Source organism: Burkholderia ubonensis subsp. mesacidophila (genome assembly GCF_002097715.1).
Lineage (GTDB): Bacteria > Pseudomonadota > Gammaproteobacteria > Burkholderiales > Burkholderiaceae > Burkholderia > Burkholderia mesacidophila.
Window position 1 is genome coordinate 3,147,434 of record NZ_CP020737.1, and the last position, 16,906, is coordinate 3,164,339.

At 69.3% G+C, this 16,906-nt stretch carries 14 protein-coding genes; 8 read left to right on the top strand and 6 right to left on the bottom strand.

What is annotated here, in order from left to right; genetic code table 11:
- Positions 1–84: 84 nt before the first annotated feature.
- The gene (locus B7P44_RS14790; protein ID WP_084905348.1) at positions 85–1,722 is read right to left on the bottom strand and encodes a tetratricopeptide repeat protein; all 1,638 of its coding nucleotides are present in this window, start codon (positions 1,720–1,722) and stop codon (positions 85–87) included.
- Positions 1,723–2,055: 333 nt separating this feature from the next.
- Between B7P44_RS14790 and glyQ the strand changes: the two genes are divergently transcribed.
- From glyQ to B7P44_RS14815, 5 genes are read left to right on the top strand one after another with little or no spacing between them, the layout of a single operon-like run.
- Positions 2,056–3,060: a glycine--tRNA ligase subunit alpha gene (gene glyQ, locus B7P44_RS14795; protein WP_084905350.1), complete on the top strand. Its 1,005-nt coding sequence runs from the start codon at positions 2,056–2,058 to the stop codon at positions 3,058–3,060.
- Positions 3,061–3,077: 17 nt separating this feature from the next.
- Positions 3,078–5,177: a glycine--tRNA ligase subunit beta gene (glyS, locus tag B7P44_RS14800; protein ID WP_084905352.1), complete on the top strand. Its 2,100-nt coding sequence runs from the start codon at positions 3,078–3,080 to the stop codon at positions 5,175–5,177.
- Positions 5,178–5,187: 10 nt separating this feature from the next.
- Positions 5,188–5,751, top strand: a complete 564-nt coding sequence (gene gmhB / locus B7P44_RS14805) for a D-glycero-beta-D-manno-heptose 1,7-bisphosphate 7-phosphatase (protein ID WP_084905353.1) — start codon at positions 5,188–5,190, stop codon at positions 5,749–5,751.
- A gap of 43 nt (positions 5,752–5,794) precedes the next feature.
- Positions 5,795–6,559, top strand: coding sequence for a lysophospholipid acyltransferase family protein (locus tag B7P44_RS14810; protein WP_084905355.1), 765 nt, complete (start codon positions 5,795–5,797; stop codon positions 6,557–6,559).
- Positions 6,560–6,608: 49 nt separating this feature from the next.
- On the top strand, positions 6,609–7,511 hold the full coding sequence (locus B7P44_RS14815) for a M48 family metallopeptidase (protein WP_084905357.1): 903 nt from the start codon (positions 6,609–6,611) through the stop codon (positions 7,509–7,511).
- A 95-nt stretch (positions 7,512–7,606) separates the two neighbouring features.
- Here the strand turns inward: B7P44_RS14815 and gloA are convergent, their stop codons facing one another.
- Positions 7,607–7,996, bottom strand: coding sequence for a lactoylglutathione lyase (gene gloA, locus B7P44_RS14820; RefSeq protein WP_084905359.1), 390 nt, complete (start codon positions 7,994–7,996; stop codon positions 7,607–7,609).
- Positions 7,997–8,265: 269 nt separating this feature from the next.
- Between gloA and B7P44_RS14825 the strand changes: the two genes are divergently transcribed.
- Positions 8,266–9,195, top strand: coding sequence for a DMT family transporter (locus tag B7P44_RS14825; protein ID WP_084905361.1), 930 nt, complete (start codon positions 8,266–8,268; stop codon positions 9,193–9,195).
- A 63-nt stretch (positions 9,196–9,258) separates the two neighbouring features.
- On the opposite strand, the gene rsmA is transcribed toward B7P44_RS14825, so the two are convergent.
- The 4 genes from rsmA to B7P44_RS14845 form a co-directional block, all read right to left on the bottom strand.
- Positions 9,259–10,086: a 16S rRNA (adenine(1518)-N(6)/adenine(1519)-N(6))-dimethyltransferase RsmA gene (gene rsmA, locus B7P44_RS14830; RefSeq protein ID WP_084905363.1), complete on the bottom strand. Its 828-nt coding sequence runs from the start codon at positions 10,084–10,086 to the stop codon at positions 9,259–9,261.
- A 34-nt stretch (positions 10,087–10,120) separates the two neighbouring features.
- A complete protein-coding gene (gene pdxA / locus B7P44_RS14835) occupies positions 10,121–11,125 on the bottom strand; it encodes a 4-hydroxythreonine-4-phosphate dehydrogenase PdxA (RefSeq protein WP_084905366.1) in 1,005 nt (334 codons plus the stop codon).
- Positions 11,126–11,136: 11 nt separating this feature from the next.
- Complete coding sequence (locus tag B7P44_RS14840; protein WP_084905368.1) at positions 11,137–12,495, bottom strand: peptidylprolyl isomerase; 1,359 nt, start codon at positions 12,493–12,495, stop codon at positions 11,137–11,139.
- A 72-nt stretch (positions 12,496–12,567) separates the two neighbouring features.
- A complete protein-coding gene (locus tag B7P44_RS14845) occupies positions 12,568–14,931 on the bottom strand; it encodes an LPS-assembly protein LptD (RefSeq protein ID WP_084905370.1) in 2,364 nt (787 codons plus the stop codon).
- Positions 14,932–15,145: 214 nt separating this feature from the next.
- Between B7P44_RS14845 and B7P44_RS14850 the strand changes: the two genes are divergently transcribed.
- Together B7P44_RS14850 and murU are read left to right on the top strand one after the other, a co-directional pair.
- The gene (locus B7P44_RS14850; protein ID WP_084905372.1) at positions 15,146–16,180 is read left to right on the top strand and encodes an aminoglycoside phosphotransferase family protein; all 1,035 of its coding nucleotides are present in this window, start codon (positions 15,146–15,148) and stop codon (positions 16,178–16,180) included.
- A gap of 2 nt (positions 16,181–16,182) precedes the next feature.
- Positions 16,183–16,902: an N-acetylmuramate alpha-1-phosphate uridylyltransferase MurU gene (gene murU / locus B7P44_RS14855; protein ID WP_084905374.1), complete on the top strand. Its 720-nt coding sequence runs from the start codon at positions 16,183–16,185 to the stop codon at positions 16,900–16,902.
- Positions 16,903–16,906 lie beyond the last annotated feature (4 nt).

Here is a 16,906-nt window from a genome sequence, read left to right on the forward strand (position 1 = left end):
CGCCGGCATCGACGCGCGTCGTCACGCCGCCGGCGCGGGCGGCCAGTGATCCGACGGCCGCCTCCGGAAACCAGCGCCCCGCATTCAGGCGCTCCGCCCGCCCTGCTCCGCCAGCCCCCGCAAATCCCGCGCAACCGCCTCCATCACCGGCTCCCACTGCCCGAATGCCGGCTGCCGGTACAGCGTCGCGCTCGGATACCACGGGCTGTCGCGCCGCTCGAGCCGCCACGGCCAGTGCGGATTCACGTCGAGCAGCACCCAGGTCGGCGCGCCCAGTGCGCCGGCCAGATGCGCGACCGACGTGCACACGGTAATCACGAGATCGAGCGCACCGATGTACGTGGCCGTGTCGTCGAAGCTCTGCAGCTCGGCAGTGTGATCGGCGATCGGCAGACCGGCCGCGCGCGCGGCGGCGACGTCGGCCTCCGCGCCCGGCTGCAGCGAGAAGAACGCGACGCCGTCGATCCCGCGGAATGCGTCCACGTAGCGCTCGATCCCGACGCGCCGGAACGGATTGCGCTGATGCCCCGCGCTGCCTGTCCACACGAGTCCGACCTTCAGCCGATGTTCGCCCGCGAGGCGCGCGCGCCATGCGTCGCGCGAGCGCGCATCGGCCCGCAGGTACGGCACGGACGCCGCCAGCGTCGCGTCGCCGGTGCCGAGCATCAACGGCAGGCTGATCAGCGGCACTTCGTAGTCGAACGGCGGCAACGCGTCGACGCCGCCGCCCGCGCCGAACACATCCGCATGCGCGCCGAGGCTGCGCTCCATCAGCGCGCCCATTTGCGGAAACGTGTTCCATGCAAGCCGCCCGCCTTCGCGGTGCACGCGCTCGGCAAGCGGCGCGATGAAGCGGCAGAACTGCAGCACGTCGCCCATCCCCTGCTCGCCCCACACGAGCAGCGTCTTGCCGGCGAGCGGCTCGCCCCGCCAGCGCGGGCCGGGCAGCGCCGGCAGGCGGCCGCGCAATTCGCCGGAGCCGTCCCAGCGTGCCTCGTGCTCGCGCCAGCCCGCCGCGTAATCGCCGCGTGCGAGATGGATGATCGCGAGGTTGAAGCGGTGCGACGCGTCGTCGGGCGCGAGCGCGCACGCGCGCGCGGCATAGTGCTCGGCGTCGTCCCAGCGCTGCGCTTCCTTCATCGCCATCGCGACGTTGTTCATCGCGAGCGCGTTGTCCGGTGCGAGCACGGCGAGCCGTTCCGCGCACGCGAGCGCCCCCGTCAGGTCCTGCGCGGCGAGGCGCGCGGTGACGAGGTTGATCCACGCCTGCACGTCGTGCGGATCGAACGTCACCGCTTCCTCGAGCAGCGCCGCCTCCTCCGCGCGATCGCCGCCCGACAGCCGCAGCGCGATCGCGAGGTTGTTGCGCAGCGACGGCAGGTCGGGCTCGGTCGCGAGCGCCGCGCGGTAAGGCGCGACCGCGTCGGCGTGGCGGCCGGCCATCTGCAGCGCGTAGCCGAGATTGAAGCGGGCGGCCGCATTCGGATGCAGACGCACGCCGAGATCGGCCAGCGCGATCGCGTCCGCCGTGCGCTGCCGCCCGATGAGCGCCGCGGTGAGCCGCGCGAGCGAAGCCGGGTCGGCCCCGTGCAGGTGGGCGGCCGCGGCGAGCCAGAGGTCGTGCGCGGCGCGGTCGCCGCGCGCCTGCGCGTCGGCGGCCCGCCCGAGCAGCGCGGTGAACGGCGGCAGCAGCGGAACGAGGAAATCGGTCGAGTCGTCCATGCGATCGGATACGGTGAGCCGCGCGGCCGCCCATCGGCCGCGCGAGGCACAATACGCGCATCTTACCGTCCGCGCGCGGCGCCGAGACGCAAGCCGGCGCACGCCGGCACACCGGCTCGAACCGCTCCGCGAAGCGGCCGACACGACACGCGCCGGGCCGCCGGCCGGGCCTCGGCGCGCCCCTTCGCCGCCGTTCCGGTCGCATCGCCTCGCCGATCCGGTAAAATTACACGTTTCAGCACACTAACAAGCCGCGCCGCCGCGCGAGCCGCCCCCCGGGTTTGCGCCCGGGACGCCGCCCGCAACGGAGCGCCAGCGCCACGAAGGCTCTTCATGCTTACGTTTCAGCAAATCATCCTGACCCTGCAGTCCTACTGGGACAAGCAGGGTTGCGCTCTGCTCCAGCCCATCGACATGGAAGTCGGCGCGGGCACGTCGCATGTCCACACGTTCCTGCGCGCGATCGGCCCCGAGCCGTGGCGCGCCGCGTACGTGCAGCCGTCGCGCCGCCCGAAGGACGGCCGCTACGGCGAGAACCCGAACCGCCTGCAGCACTACTACCAGTACCAGGTCGTGCTCAAGCCGGCGCCGGAAAACATCCTCGACCTCTACCTCGGCTCGCTCGAAGCGCTCGGCTTCGACCTGAAGCAGAACGACGTGCGCTTCGTCGAGGACGACTGGGAGAACCCGACGCTCGGCGCGTGGGGCCTCGGCTGGGAAGTCTGGCTGAACGGGATGGAAGTGACGCAGTTCACGTATTTCCAGCAGGTCGGCGGCCTCGACTGCAAGCCGGTGCTCGGCGAGATCACCTACGGTCTCGAGCGTCTCGCGATGTACCTGCAGAAGGTCGAGAACGTGTACGACCTGATCTGGACGGAATGGGAAGAGCAAGGCCCGGACGGTCCCGAGCTGCGCCGCCTGACCTACGGCGACGTCTATCACCAGAACGAAGTCGAGCAATCGACGTACAACTTCGAGCACGCGAACGTCGACCTGCTGTTCACGTTCTTCAACAGCTACGAAGCGGAAGCGAAGCGGATGATCGACGCGCAGCTCGCGCTGCCCGCGTACGAACTCGTGCTGAAGGCCGGCCACACGTTCAACCTGCTCGATGCGCGCGGCGCGATCTCGGTGACCGAGCGCGCGGCGTACATCGGCCGCATCCGCGCGCTGTCGCGCCTCGTCGCGCAGGCATACTACGAATCGCGCGAGAAACTCGGCTTCCCGATGCTCGGCAACCCGCCGGGCGTGCCGGGCCTCACCTCCGACGCCCAGGAAGCCGCGCAGCCGGCCTGGGTGCCGCCGCTGAAGGCCGAACGCAAGATCGATCAGGACTGACGAGACTTCTTCACATCATGACGCACAATCATCCCGCCCCCCTGCTCGTCGAACTGCTGACCGAAGAGCTGCCGCCGAAGGCCCTCGCGCGCCTCGGCGACGCGTTCGCCGAAGGCCTTGCGCAGCGCCTCGCGGCGCGCGACCTGATCGAAGGCGAGCTCGTCTTCGAACGCTATGCGACGCCGCGCCGCCTCGCCGTCGTCGTGCAAAACGTGCGCGCCGTCGCGCCCGAGAAGCAGGTCCGTGAAAAAGTGCTGCCGGTGTCGGTCGCACTCGACGCCGAAGGCAAGCCCACCGCCCCGCTCGCGAAGAAGCTCGCAGCGCTCGGCCACCCGAACCTGTCGATCGCCGATCTCGAGCGCGCGCAGGACGGCAAGGCCGAGGCGTTCTTCGTCAACTACGCGGCCGCCGGCGCGACGCTCGCCGACGGCCTGCAGGCCGCGCTCGACGAAACGCTCGCGAAGCTGCCGATCCCGAAGGTCATGACCTACCAGCGCCCGGACGGCACCGACGTGCAGTTCGTGCGCCCGGTGCACCGCCTGACCGCGCTGCACGACGACCGCATCGTGCCCGTCACCGCGTTCGGCATCGACGCCGGCGACACGACGCTCGGCCACCGCTTCCTGTCCGACGGCCTCGTCGCGATCTCGCATGCGCGCGCGTATGCGGACACGCTGCGCGACAAGGGCCGCGTGATCGCGCACTTCGGCGACCGCAAGGAAACGATCCGCACGCAGCTCAACGAGCACGCGAACGGCGATACGGTCGTGATGCCCGAAGCGCTGCTCGACGAAGTGACCTCGCTCGTCGAATGGCCGGTCGTCTATCCGTGCCGCTTCGAGGACGAATTCCTGCAGGTGCCGCAGGAATGCCTGATCCTGACGATGCAGACCAACCAGAAGTATTTCGCGCTGACCGACGTCGCCGGCAAGCTGCGCTCGCGCTTCCTGATCGTGTCGAACATCGAGACGAAGACGCCGGGCGAGATCATCGAAGGCAACGAGCGCGTCGTGCGCCCGCGCCTCGCCGACGCGAAGTTCTTCTTCGAGCAGGACAAGAAGAAGACGCTCGCCGACCGCGTGCCGCTGCTCGCAAACGTCGTCTATCACAACAAGCTCGGCACGACGCTCGCGCGCGTCGAGCGCCTCGAGGCGCTGGCCGGCGAAATCGCGCCGGCGATCGGCGCCGACGCCGCGCATGCGAAGCGCGCCGCACGTCTCGCGAAGGCCGACCTGCTGACCGACATGGTCGGCGAGTTCCCCGAGCTGCAGGGCACGATGGGCACGTACTACGCCCGCCACGACGGCGAGCCGGACGACGTCGCGCTCGCGTGCACCGAGCACTACCAGCCGCGCTTCTCCGGCGACGCGCTGCCGACGACGCCCGTGTCGACCGCGGTCGCGCTCGCCGACAAGCTCGAGACGATCGTCGGCATCTGGGGCATCGGCCTCGCGCCGACCGGCGAGAAGGATCCGTTCGCGCTGCGCCGCCACGCGCTCGGCGTGCTGCGCGTGCTGCTCGAGAAGCAGCTGCCGCTCAATCTCGTGTCGCTGCTGCGCCTCGCGCATGCGCGCTTCGCGGCCGTGCCGGACGTCGCCGAATCGACCGACGCGATTTTCGCGTTCTTCATGGACCGCCTGCGCGGCCTGCTGCGCGAGCGCGGCTACACGGCGGGCGAAGTCGACGCGGTGCTGAGCCTGAACCCGACGCGCCTCGACGACATCGTCGCGCGCCTCGACGCGGTGCGCGAATTCACGCGCCTCGCGGAAGCCGAGGCGCTGGCCGCCGCGAACAAGCGGATCTCGAACATCCTGAAGAAGTCGGAAAGCGGCGCGAACGGCGCGGTGCAGCCGGCCCTGTTCGTCGAGGCGGCCGAGAAGGCGCTGCACGAGCAGCTCACGGCCGTGACGCCGCGCGTGCAGTCGCAGCTCGAGGCCCGTGCGTACACGGGCGCGCTGTCGGCGCTCGCCGCGCTGCGCGCGCCGGTCGACGCGTTCTTCGACGGCGTGATGGTCAACGCCGACGATCCCGCGCTGCGCGCGAACCGCCTCGCGCTGCTGTCCGCGCTGCACCAGCAGATGAACTGCGTCGCGGACATCTCGAAGCTCGCCGCTTAAGGGCCGCACGATGCCGACCAGTCCCACCAGGAAGCTCGTCGTCCTCGACCGGGACGGCGTGATCAACGCCGATTCGGATGCGTTCGTCAAGACGCCCGACGAGTGGATCCCGCTGCCCGGCAGCCTCGAGGCGATCGCACGGCTCAACCACGCGGGGTATCGCGTGGTCGTCGCGACCAACCAGTCCGGCATCGGCCGCGGCCTGTTCGACATGGCGACGCTCAACGCGATGCATCTGAAGATGCATCGCGCGGCGGCGGCGGTCGGCGCGCGCATCGACGCGGTGTTCTTCTGCCCGCACACGGCGGAAGACCACTGCGACTGCCGCAAGCCGAAGCCCGGCATGATGCAGATGATCGCCGACCGTTTCGAGATCGATCCGGACCATACGCCGGTCGTCGGCGATTCGCTGCGCGACCTGCAGGCCGGCGTCGCGCTCGGCTTCCAGCCGCATCTCGTGCTGACCGGCAAGGGCAAGAAGACGCTTGCCGCCGGCAACCTGCCGCCCGGCACGAAGGTCCACGACGATCTGCGCGCGTTCGCGCTCGACTTCCTTTCACACGAACACGAGTGATGCGGCCGCCGCGCGCATCCTCCCTTACACCAGACACACGCCGATGCGCTTTGTCCGCTCCCTGCTGCTGCTGATCTACTTCGTCCTGTACACGGTGCCGTACGCGACCGCGTGCTTCATCGCGTTCCCGTTCCTGCGCCCCGACGCGCGCTACTGGATGGCGGCCGGCTGGTGCAAGTCCACGCTGTGGGTCGTGCGCTGGCTGAACGGCATCCGCTACCGGATCGAAGGGATCGAGAACCTGCCCGACGGCCCGGCCGTGCTGCTGTCGAAGCACCAGTCCGCATGGGAAACGCTCGCGTTCCCGGCGCTGATGCCGAAGCCGCTCTGCTACGTGTTCAAGCGCGAGCTGCTGTACGTGCCGTTCTTCGGCTGGGCGCTCGGCATGCTGCACATGGTCCACATCAACCGCAAGGAAGGCAAGAACGCGTTCGGCTCGGTGATCAGCCAGGGCAAGAAGCGGCTCGCGGAAGGCGCGTGGGTGATCATGTTCCCCGAAGGCACGCGCACGCCGGTCGGCAAGCAGGGCAAGTACAAGACGGGCGGCGCGCGCTTCGCGATCGAGACCGGCGCGCCGGTCGTGCCGATCGCGCACAACGCGGGCAATGTGTGGCCGCGCAATTCGTTCACGAAATTCCCGGGCGTCGTCACGGTGTCGATCGGCAAGCCGATCGAATCGGCCGGCCTCACGCCCGACGCATTGAACTCTCAGGTCGAAGCCTGGATCGAAGCGGAAATGCGCCGCATCGATCCGGACGCGTACAGCGCGCCCGGCAACGCCGAAAGGCGCAATGCCGCGCGCGTCTGATTCACCCGGGCCGGATCCGTTGTTGCGTACTACAAGACGAAGCGAATTGATGAAGAAGCGTCCGCGGCCACGACCCGCCGTCGTGGCTCTCGATCATCGCCAGCTGGATCTGCCGCTCTTCGACGGGCCGGCCGCCGCGCCGTCGGCGCCGTCCGCGCCCTCAGCGCCGCAGACGCCACCCGAAGCAACGCCCGTCGCGGTACCCGCTCCCGATCCCGCGCCCGACCGTTCGCGCGTGCGCACGTTCGCGCTCGACAGCCGGGTGCTCGAATACCGGCTGAAGCGCTCCGCGCGCCGCACGATCGGCTTCACGATCGACGGCAGCGGGCTGACGATCACCGCGCCGCGCTGGGTCACGCTCTCGGACATCGAGGCGGCGATCACGGAGAAACAGCGCTGGATCTTCGCGAAGCTCGCGGAATGGAAGACGCGCACCGAACAGCGCGCGCTGCCGCAGATCGACTGGCGCGACGGCGCGCAGCTCCCGTATCTGGGCAAATCGGTGACGGTCGCGCTCGCGTCCGATGCCGGCGCGGTCGCGTTCGACGGCGATGCGCAGCGGCTCGCGCTGCCGCTGCCCGCGCACGCCGACGCGCAGCAGATCAAGGACCGCGTGCAGGGCTGGCTGCAGGGCGAGGCGAAGCGGATCTTCGGCGAACGGCTCGCGTTCTACGCGGAACAGCTCGGCGTCACGTATTCGATGTATGCGCTGTCGTCGGCCGCGACGCGCTGGGGCAGTTGCTCGAGCGACGGCAAGATCCGCCTGAACTGGCGGCTGATCCACTTTCCGATGTCGATCATCGACTATGTCGTCGCGCACGAGCTGTCGCATCTGCGCGAGATGAACCACAGCCCGCGCTTCTGGCAGACCGTCGAATCGATCTTCCCGGAATTCCGCGAAGCGCGGCACACGCTCAAGCATCATCCGCCCGAGCTGCTGCCGTCGCTGTAAACATCAACGGGCGGTGCGGGATTCCCCGCGCCGCCCGTTTTTCCGCTTTGCATCGCGACGCGCATGGCGCGCACCGCGGCTCGCTCATCCGGCGCTCAGTGCGCCTTCTTCTGGATGAACTCGATCTTGTAGCCGTCCGGATCCTCGACGAACGCGATCACGGTCGTGCCGTGCTTCATCGGGCCCGCTTCGCGCGTGACCTTGCCGCCTTGCGCCTTGATCTGCTCGCAGGCCTTGTACGCATCGTCGACTTCCAGCGCCAGATGGCCGAAACCCGTGCCGAGGTCGTAGGACGGCGTATCCCAGTTGTGGGTCAGTTCGAGCACCGTGCTCCTGCTTTCGTCGTCGTAGCCGACAAAAGCGAGCGTGAACTTGCCTTCCGGATAATCCTCGCGGCGCAGCAGCTTCATGCCGAGCAATTCGGTGTAGAACTTGATCGAGCGGTCGAGATCGCCGACTCGCAGCATCGTGTGCAGTAAACGCATTTCTTGTACTCCGTGGGGACTTGCCTGAACGGCAGACTCTACCAGAGTCGGGGGGATCTCGCCGGAGGCGCGCCCGGCCCGGCGGCGCCTTGCAGCAGCGCACGCCACACCGATCAGGTAACATCGTCGCAGCTCGCCCCACGCACCGCCCGCCGCCCGCGCGCTCACCCGCCCACCTCAGCCAACCGCTAGACCGCCGTGCACAACCACCGATTCGCGCGCACCGCACGCGCCCATTGCCCGCCCTGCCGTACCGGCGAAGCCCGCCGATGAGCACGCTTGCCGCCGCTCCGGCGCGCCGCGCGCCCGACGCGCGCGCGGTCGGGCTGATGCTGCTGCTGTGCGCGATCTGGGGCTTTCAGCAAGTTGCGATCAAGAGCACGAACGCCGCGATCCCGCCGATGTTCCAGGCCGGACTGCGCTCGCTGATCGCCGCGCTGCTGCTGTGGGGCTGGGCGCGCGCACGCGGCACGCCGCTGTTCCGCGCGGACCGCACGTTCGTCCCCGGGCTCGCGGCCGGCGCACTGTTCGCCGGTGAATTCATCTGCGTGTTCTTCGGCCTGACGCTGACGAGCGCTTCGCACATGGCGATCTTCCTGTACACCGCGCCATGCTTCACCGCGCTCGGCCTGCACCTGTTCACGCCGGGCGAGCGCCTGCAGCGCACCCAGTGGCTCGGCGTCGGCCTGGCGTTCGCCGGCATTGCGCTCGCGTTCGCCGACGGCTTCCTGAAGCCGCTCGCGCCCGGCGCATCGGTGCTCGCCGGGCTCGCCGGCGACGCGCTCGGGATTCTCGGCGGCGCGATGTGGGCGGCGACGACGGTCGTCGTGCGCTCGACGTCGCTCTCGCACGCGAGCGCCAGCAAGACGCTGTTCTACCAGCTCGCGGTGTCGGCCGCGATGCTGCTCGCGCTGGCCGCGCTGCTCGGCCAGGCGTCGTTCGTGCACGTGACGCCCGTCGCGATCGCGAGCCTCGCGTACCAGTCGGTGATCGTCGCGTTCGTCAGCTATCTGTCGTGGTTCTGGCTGCTGACCCGCTACATCGCATCGCGGCTGTCGGTGTTCACGTTCCTGTCGCCGCTGTTCGGCGTTGCGTTCGGCGTCCTGTTGCTCGGCGAATCGGTCGGCTGGCGCTTCCTGTCCGCCGCGGCGCTGGTGCTGATCGGCATCGGGCTCGTCAACGCGCCCGCGCGCAAATGAAAAAGGCTGCCCTCGGGGCAGCCTTGAAGATCGGCGCGCGATCCGGCGTCGACGCTGCGTGCGTCACCCGGCCTTGCGCGCCGCGGCGAGCGCCTGCGCGACGCCGACATACTCGGCCACGCTCACGTCTTCCGCGCGGCGCGCGAGATCGAAGCCGAGCGCGTCGAAATCGACCGTCTCGCGATAGTCGCCGAGCGTATTGCGCAGCATCTTGCGGCGCTGCGAGAACGCCGCCGTCACGACCTCGCCGAGCAGCACCGGATCGACGTCCGGCAGCTCGTGCGGCTCGTACGGGATCATCCGCACGATCGCCGAATCGACCTTCGGCGGCGGCTGGAACGACTCCGGCGGCACGTCCATCATCTTGTCCATCACGTAGCGGTACTGCAGCATCACCGACAGGCGCGAAAACGCCTTCGTGCCCGGCTCGGCGACCATCCGCTCGACGACTTCGTTCTGCAGCATGAAATGCTGGTCGACGACCACGTCGGCGAACGTCATCAGGTGGAACAGCAGCGGGCTGGAAATGTTGTACGGCAAGTTGCCGACGATGCGCAGCGACGGCTTGTCGCCCGCCGCCGCGAGCGAGCGGAAGTCGAACGCGAGCGCGTCGCCCGCGTGCAGTTCGAGCAGCGGGCCGAAGCGTTGCTGCAGCCGGGCGATCAGGTCGCGGTCGAGCTCGACCGCATGCAGCGGCGCCTCGGGCGTCGCGAGGCGTGCGATCAGCGGCTCGGTCAACGCGCCGAGGCCCGGGCCGATCTCGACCATCCGCTGGCCGCGCGCCGGACCGATCGTCGTGACGATCGAGTCGATCACGCCGTGATCGACGAGGAAGTTCTGCCCGAAGCGCTTGCGCGCGAAATGGCCCTGGTGCTGTCTGCTGTTCGACATCGACTATAAAAAACGAAAAACGCGAGAAAGGGAGTCAGGCTGCGTCAGGCCGGGCTGCGCGGCGGTGACGCGCCATCGTGACGGCGGTATCGAGCGCGGCGATCATGCTGCCCGGATCGGCGCGACCGGTGCCGGCGAGGTCGAGCGCGGTGCCGTGATCGACCGACGTGCGGACGATCGGCAGGCCGAGCGTGACGTTGATCCCCTCGCCGAACGTCGCGTACTTGAGCACCGGCAGGCCCTGGTCGTGAAACATCGCGAGCACGCAGTCCGCATCGGCAAGGTAGCGCGGCTGGAACAGCGTGTCGGCCGGATACGGGCCGCGCGCGTCGATGCCCTGCGCCTTCGCGCGCGCGAGCGCGGGTTCGATCACGTCGATCTCCTCGCGGCCGAGATAGCCGTTCTCGCCCGCGTGCGGGTTGAGCCCCGTGACGAGGATGCGCGGCGCGGCGAGACCGAAATCGCGCCGCAGGTCGTGGTCGACGATCGTCAGCGTCTCGACCAGCCCGTCGATCGTCAGCGCAGCGGACACGTCCTTCAGCGGCAGGTGCGTCGTCGCGAGCGCGACGCGCAGCGGCTTGTCGCCCGTGCCCGCCAGCATCATCACGACGCGCGGCGTGCCGGTGCGCTCCGCCAGGTATTCGGTGTGGCCGGTGAACGGGACGCCGGCATCGTTGATCGTGCTCTTCTGCAGCGGCGCGGTGACGATCGCGTCGTATTCGCGCGCGAGCGCACCGTCGATCGCCGCGTCGAGCAGCGCGAGCACGTAGCGGCCGTTGGCCGCGTTCAGCTCGCCCGCGCGCGCGGGCGCGGCGAGCGGGCGGTGCGCGACGGCAACCTGCCCCGCCGCGACGAGCGCTGCCCAGTCCACGCCGACCGCCGCGGCGCGCGCGGCGACCAGCGCCGCATCGCCGAGCACCGTGAAGCGCGCGTCGGGCCAGCGCTCGCCGGCGTCGCGCAGCGCCTGCGCGGTCAGCTCCGGACCGACGCCCGCAGGCTCGCCGGTCGTGATCGCGATATGCAGCGCGGGCGACGTCATCGTCGGCTCGCTCAGCGCGCCGCGCCGAAGTCGCCGAGCTTGAACTGCACGTACGACGAATCGCGCAGCTCGCGCAGCCAGTCGGCATACGCCTGCTCGGCCTTGCGCTGGCCGATCGCCTGGCGCGCGATGTCCATCTGCTGCTGCACCGAACCTTCCGATTCGCGGCGTTCGAGCACCTGGATCAGGTGGTAGCCGTACTCGGTGCGCACCGGGATGCTGACCTGGCCGTCCTGCAGGTTGTTCATCGCGCGCTCGAACTCGGGCACCGTCTCGCCCGGGCTGATCCAGCCCAGGTCGCCGCCCTGCGACGCCGAGCCGTCCTGCGAATAGGTGCGCGCGAACTTCGCGAAATCGCCGCCGGCCTCGACCTGCTTGCGGATGTCGATCAGTTGCTGGCGCGCCTGGCCTTCGGACTTGCCTTCGCCGACGCGCAGCAGGATATGGCGCACGTGCGTCTGCACGATCTTCGGCGCGGCGGCCGACGCGCCCTGGCTCTGGCGGCGGTCGACGAGACGCACGATCTCGAAGCCGTCCGGCACGCGGATCAGCGTCGGATTGACCTGGCCCGGGCGCAGCTGCGACGCGGCCGCGACGACGTCGGCCGGCAGTGCGCCGGGCGACTTGAAGCCGAGGTCGCCGCCCTTCTTCGCGTCGTTCGCTTCCGAATTGTTCTTCGCGAGGCGCTCGAAATCCGCGCCCGACTGCGCCTGCTTCAGCAGCGCGTCGGCCTTCTTCTGCGCGGCCTCGATGTCGGCCTGCGGCGCGCTGGTCGGCGCCTTCACGAAGATGTGCTGGAAGCGCAGGTCCTGCTGCTGCGACGCGCTCGGCCCGCGCTGGCTCGCGATGTAGCTCGCGACCTCGGCGTCCGACACGGTGATCTTGCTGTCGACCTCGCGCTCGCGCAGCTTCGACAGCATCAGCTCGGTACGCGCGTCGCCCGTGAAGACGTTCCACGGCACGCCTTGCGCCTCGATCCGCGCACGATACTGGTCGAGCGTCATGCCGTTCGCCTGCGCGAGCCGCTGCAGCGTCGACTGCACGGCCGCGTCGTCGATCCGGATCCCGTCGTCCTTGGCCTTCTGCACCTGGATGCGTTCGAGCACCATCTGGTTCAGCACCTGCGCGCGCATCTGGTCGAGCGGCGGCACCGGCGCATTCTGCTGCTGCAGGCGGCGCGAGATCAGGCCGACGCGCTGGTCGAGCTCACGGCCCGTGATCACGTCGTTATTGACGACCGCGACGACTTCGTCGGTGAGCTGTGCGCCATGCGAGCCGAGCGCTTGCGCCGCAGCCGGCGCGGCGACGAGCAGCGCGGCGGACGCGGCGAGGCTGGAGACGACTGCCGCGAAGCGAAGGGTTTTCTTCATTGCCACTGATACTCCATTGAAATCGTGCTGGTCCGGCGCCGGCGCCTTCGGCCGCTTGCGGGCGCCCCGGCGTTAGTCGTAGTTGCTGAAGCGGGACAACGGCGGCGGCGCGGGCGGCAGCGGCGTATAGCCCTGCACCCCGGCGCGGAATGCGCTCACGAGGCCGTTGTCGATGGTCGACAGCCCCTTGAGCGTCAGCTGCGCCATGATCCGCGACGACGTATTCCGCTGCAACGACGAATCCACGCCGTTCGTGTACCGCTGGATACCGACCCCGAGCGCCCAGCAATCCGCGTCGTATTGTAAGCCGACCACGCTGTCGATCATCCGCTTGCCGGCGAAGTCGTAGTTGAAGCGGCCGACCGCGTACAGGCGGCGGGTCAGCGGCCACTGCCCGGACACCAGGAACTGGTTGATCGGCCGGCCGTCCAGCGTCGCGGTCGCCCGCGTGTAGCGGTAGCCGACGTTGATCACCTTGCGCGCCTCGGGGCTGTACGCGAAACCGATGCTCGACTTCGTGAGCTGGTTGTTGTTCTGGTTGTACTGGAACGCCGTTTCCGACGCGAAGCCGGCGCCCAGCTTGATCGCGGCGCCCGCGATCAGGTCCGAGTGCCGCGCCTGCGCGGCCGCCTGAGTCGGGGTGAGCGTCACGCGCTGGTCGGCGAAATAGTACTGCTGCGCGACCACGAAGCGCGCGCGCTCGTCGCCGGTGCGCGGATCGATGAAGCGCGACGTCAGCCCGGCCGTCAGGCGGTTCGCGTCGGCGACCCGGTCATTGCCGACGAACGTGTTCGGCTGGTAGATCTCGGCGAGGCCGAAGTCCGATTCCGCGGTGTCGAACAGCGGCGCATTCGACTGGTTGCGGTACGGCGTGTACACGTAGTACAGGCGCGGCTCGAGCGTCTGGATGAAATCCTGGCCGAACAGGCGCACCGAGCGGTCGAAGATCAGGCCCGTGTCGAAGCTCACGGTCGGGATCGATTCGGTGAAGCGCTTCGGATTGTTCGGCGTGCCCGACGACAGGTAGTTCAGGTCGTACGACGCGAAGTGGTACTGGACCTTCGGCACCGCGAAATAGCCGGGGCCGTAGACGCCGTACGCGATGTACGGATTGAAGACGATCCGGTCGCCCTGCGTCGCGTCGGCCGTCGTGATGCGAAAGCGCGAATAGTCGGCTTCCGCGCCGAAGTCGAAGCCGCCGACGTTGTACTTCGCGTACTTCACGTTCAGCTGCGGCTCGCGGCTGTACGGCGCGATCGACGGCGGCAGCGTCTGCCAGTGCTGGTAGCGCGCGAGCACCGACCACGGGCCGTTGTTGTACGTGAGGCCGGCCTCCTGCTGGTACAGCGTCTGCGTGCCGTTGACGAACTGGTTCGACACCGACCCGAGGTTCTCGGGATACTGGTTGTCCGAGACCTTGTTGTAGTTGATGTAGCCGGCGAAGCCGCTGCCGAAGTTCTGCTGGTGCTGCCAGTAGATCGCGTAGCGGTTGCGGTGCGCGAGCCGGTCGTCCGGCAGGAACTCGCCGGTGAACGTGCCCGCGTAGTTCGTCGACAGGTAGCGGAACGTCGCCTGCGTCTGCACCCCGCGCTTCGCGAGGATGCGCGGCGTGAGCGTCAGGTCGCGGTTCGGCGCGATGTTGAAGTAGTACGGCAGCGACAGCTCGAACCCGTTGTCCGAGCTCGACGTGAACGTCGGCGGCAGCAGGCCGCTGCGCCGGTCGCCCGACAGCGGGAACGTCATCCACGGGCTCGCGAAGATCGGCACGCCCTGGAAGAACAGCACGCTGTTGCGGGCCGTGCCCTCGTCGGCGCCGGTGTCGAAGTCGAACCGGCTGCCCTTGATGTACCACGCGGGATGCGCCGCGCACTGGCACGCGGTGTAAGTGCCGTCGACGAACACCGAGCGCTCGGCGTCGACCATGTCGACGCGCTCCGCGCTGCCCGACCCGCCCGTCGCGTTGAAGTGGTACTTCGGCGCCGTCATGAAGCCCTGGTTCGACTCGATCTTCAGGTGCGCCTCGGGACCGGCGAACGACGTGCCGCCGTTGACCACCTTGACCTGGCCGTACGCATCGGCCATGTCCGTATCCTGATCGTAGTGGAGCGCGTCGGCCTTCACGACCGCATTGCCGCGGCGGAGCTCGGCCGTGCCTTTCGCGGCCAGGTCCTGCTCGGCCGTGCCGCTCGTGTGGTCGGCGATCACGAAGGTGGCCGGCTTTGCCCCTTCCTTCAGCGGATGATCCTGGAGCTGGGGCGCGAGACGCAGATCCCACGGCGAATCGAGCGGCTGCGGCTGCGCGGCCGCGCCCGTCAACTGCGCGTGCGACACCGCCGGCACGAGGCCCGGCACGGCCAGGAGCGCGAGCGCGAGCCGCCGTTTGCGCGGCGCCCCGTCACCGGGGGAAACAATCGGGAATAGCGGTTTGGGCGGCATCTATCGTTTGGCGAATCGCCCCTCGTCAACCCGTGCGGTCGCGCATCGCGGCCCGCGCAATCGAACCGTGACTGCGGCTGAGCGCAAACCAGGGGAGGCGATCGGGCGAACGGCGCGACAGGCAGCGGGCCTGCACGGCGGATGCTGACGCGGGGCGCGTCAAAAAAGTCGTGGGGTATTATATGGCAAGACGTTCCCCCCTCCTCCGAGTTTCATGACGCCCCCATCCGACGATTCCCGCCTTGAAGCGCTCACCGCCTGGCTGCGCCCCCTCGCCGCGCGCCACGCCCTCGATCTCGCCACCCTCGCGCCCGCATCGACGGACGCCGGCTTCCGCCGCTATTTCCGCGTCGCGTCGTCCGCGAGCCCCGACGGCTCGCTGATCGCCGTCGACGCGCCGCCGCCCGAGAAGTGCCGCGAATTCGTCCAGGTCGCGCAGATGCTCGCCGCCGCGGGCGTCCACGCGCCGCAGGTGCTCGAGCACGATTTCGGCGACGGCTTCATGCTCGTGACCGACCTCGGCCGGACGTCGTACCTCTCGGTGCTCGACCCGGCCGCCCCGCTCGCCGCGCGGCCGCTGATGCGCGCCGCGCTCGACGCGCTGATCCGCTTCCAGCTGACGTCCGCGCCCGGCGTGCTGCCGGCGTTCGACGAAGCGTTCCTGCGCCGCGAAATGGAGCTGATGCCCGAGTGGTACGTCGGCCGGCACCTCGACAGGACGGTCACCGACGCGATGCGCGGCGTGCTCGAGCGCACCTTCGCGCTGCTGATCGCGAGCGCCCGCGCGCAGCCGCAGGGTTTCATGCTGCGCGATTTCATGCCGCGCAACCTGATGGTCTGCGAGCCGAATCCGGGCGTGCTCGACTTCCAGGACGCGGTCGAAGGGCCGCTGACCTACGACGTCGTGTCGCTGCTGCGCGACGCGTTCATCAGTTGGGACGAGGAATTCGAGCTCGACTGCTTCGCGTATTACTGGGAGAAGGCGAAGAAGGCCGGCCTGCCGGTCGATCCGGACTTCGGCGAGTTCTACCGCCAGCTCGAATGGATCGGCCTGCAGCGGCACATCAAGATCCTCGGCCTGTTCGCGCGCCTCAACTATCGCGACGGCAAGCCGCAGTACCTCGCGGACCTGCCGCGCTTCCTTGCATACGCGCGCAAGGTCGCGCTGCGCTACCGTCCGCTCGCGCCGTTCGCGAAGCTGCTCGACGAGCTCGAAGGCGCCACCCCCGACGTCGGCTATACGTTCTGAAGATGAGCCAATCCCTCACCACGGCGATGATCTTCGCCGCCGGGCGCGGCGAGCGGATGCGCCCGCTCACCGACACCTGCCCGAAGCCGCTGCTCGAAGCGGGCGGCAAGCCGCTGATCGTCTGGCAGATCGAGCGGCTCGCGCAGGCGGGCATCGAGACGATCGTGATCAACCACGCGTGGCTCGGCGCGCAGATCGAAGCCGCGCTCGGCGACGGTTCGCGCTGGGGCGTGCGGCTCGCCTATTCGGCCGAGGACGACGCGCTCGAAACCGCGGGCGGCATCGCGCAGGCGCTGCCGCTCATCGCGCGCGACGGCCGGCCGACGGTGTTCGTCGCGGTCAGCGGCGATGTGTTCTGCGAATTCGACTACGGCACGCTCGCCGCGCGCGCGGCGCAGATGGCCGCGCTCGACGCGCCTGCGATGCATCTGGTGATGGTGCCGAACCCGCCGTTCCATCCGGCGGGCGATTTTGCGCTCGACGCGGACGGCCGGCTGTCGCTCGACGGCGCCCCGCGTTTCACGTTCGGCAACATCGGCCTGTACGACACGCGGATGTTCGCCGATCTCGCGCCCGGCACACGGCGCGCACTGACGCCGTACTACCGCGCGGCGATCGAGGCCGGCCGCGCGCGCGGCGAGCTGTACGAAGGAATCTGGGAAAACGTCGGTACGCCCGCGCAGCTCGGCGAGCTCGACAGGCGGCTGCGCGGCGCGCGCTGACCGC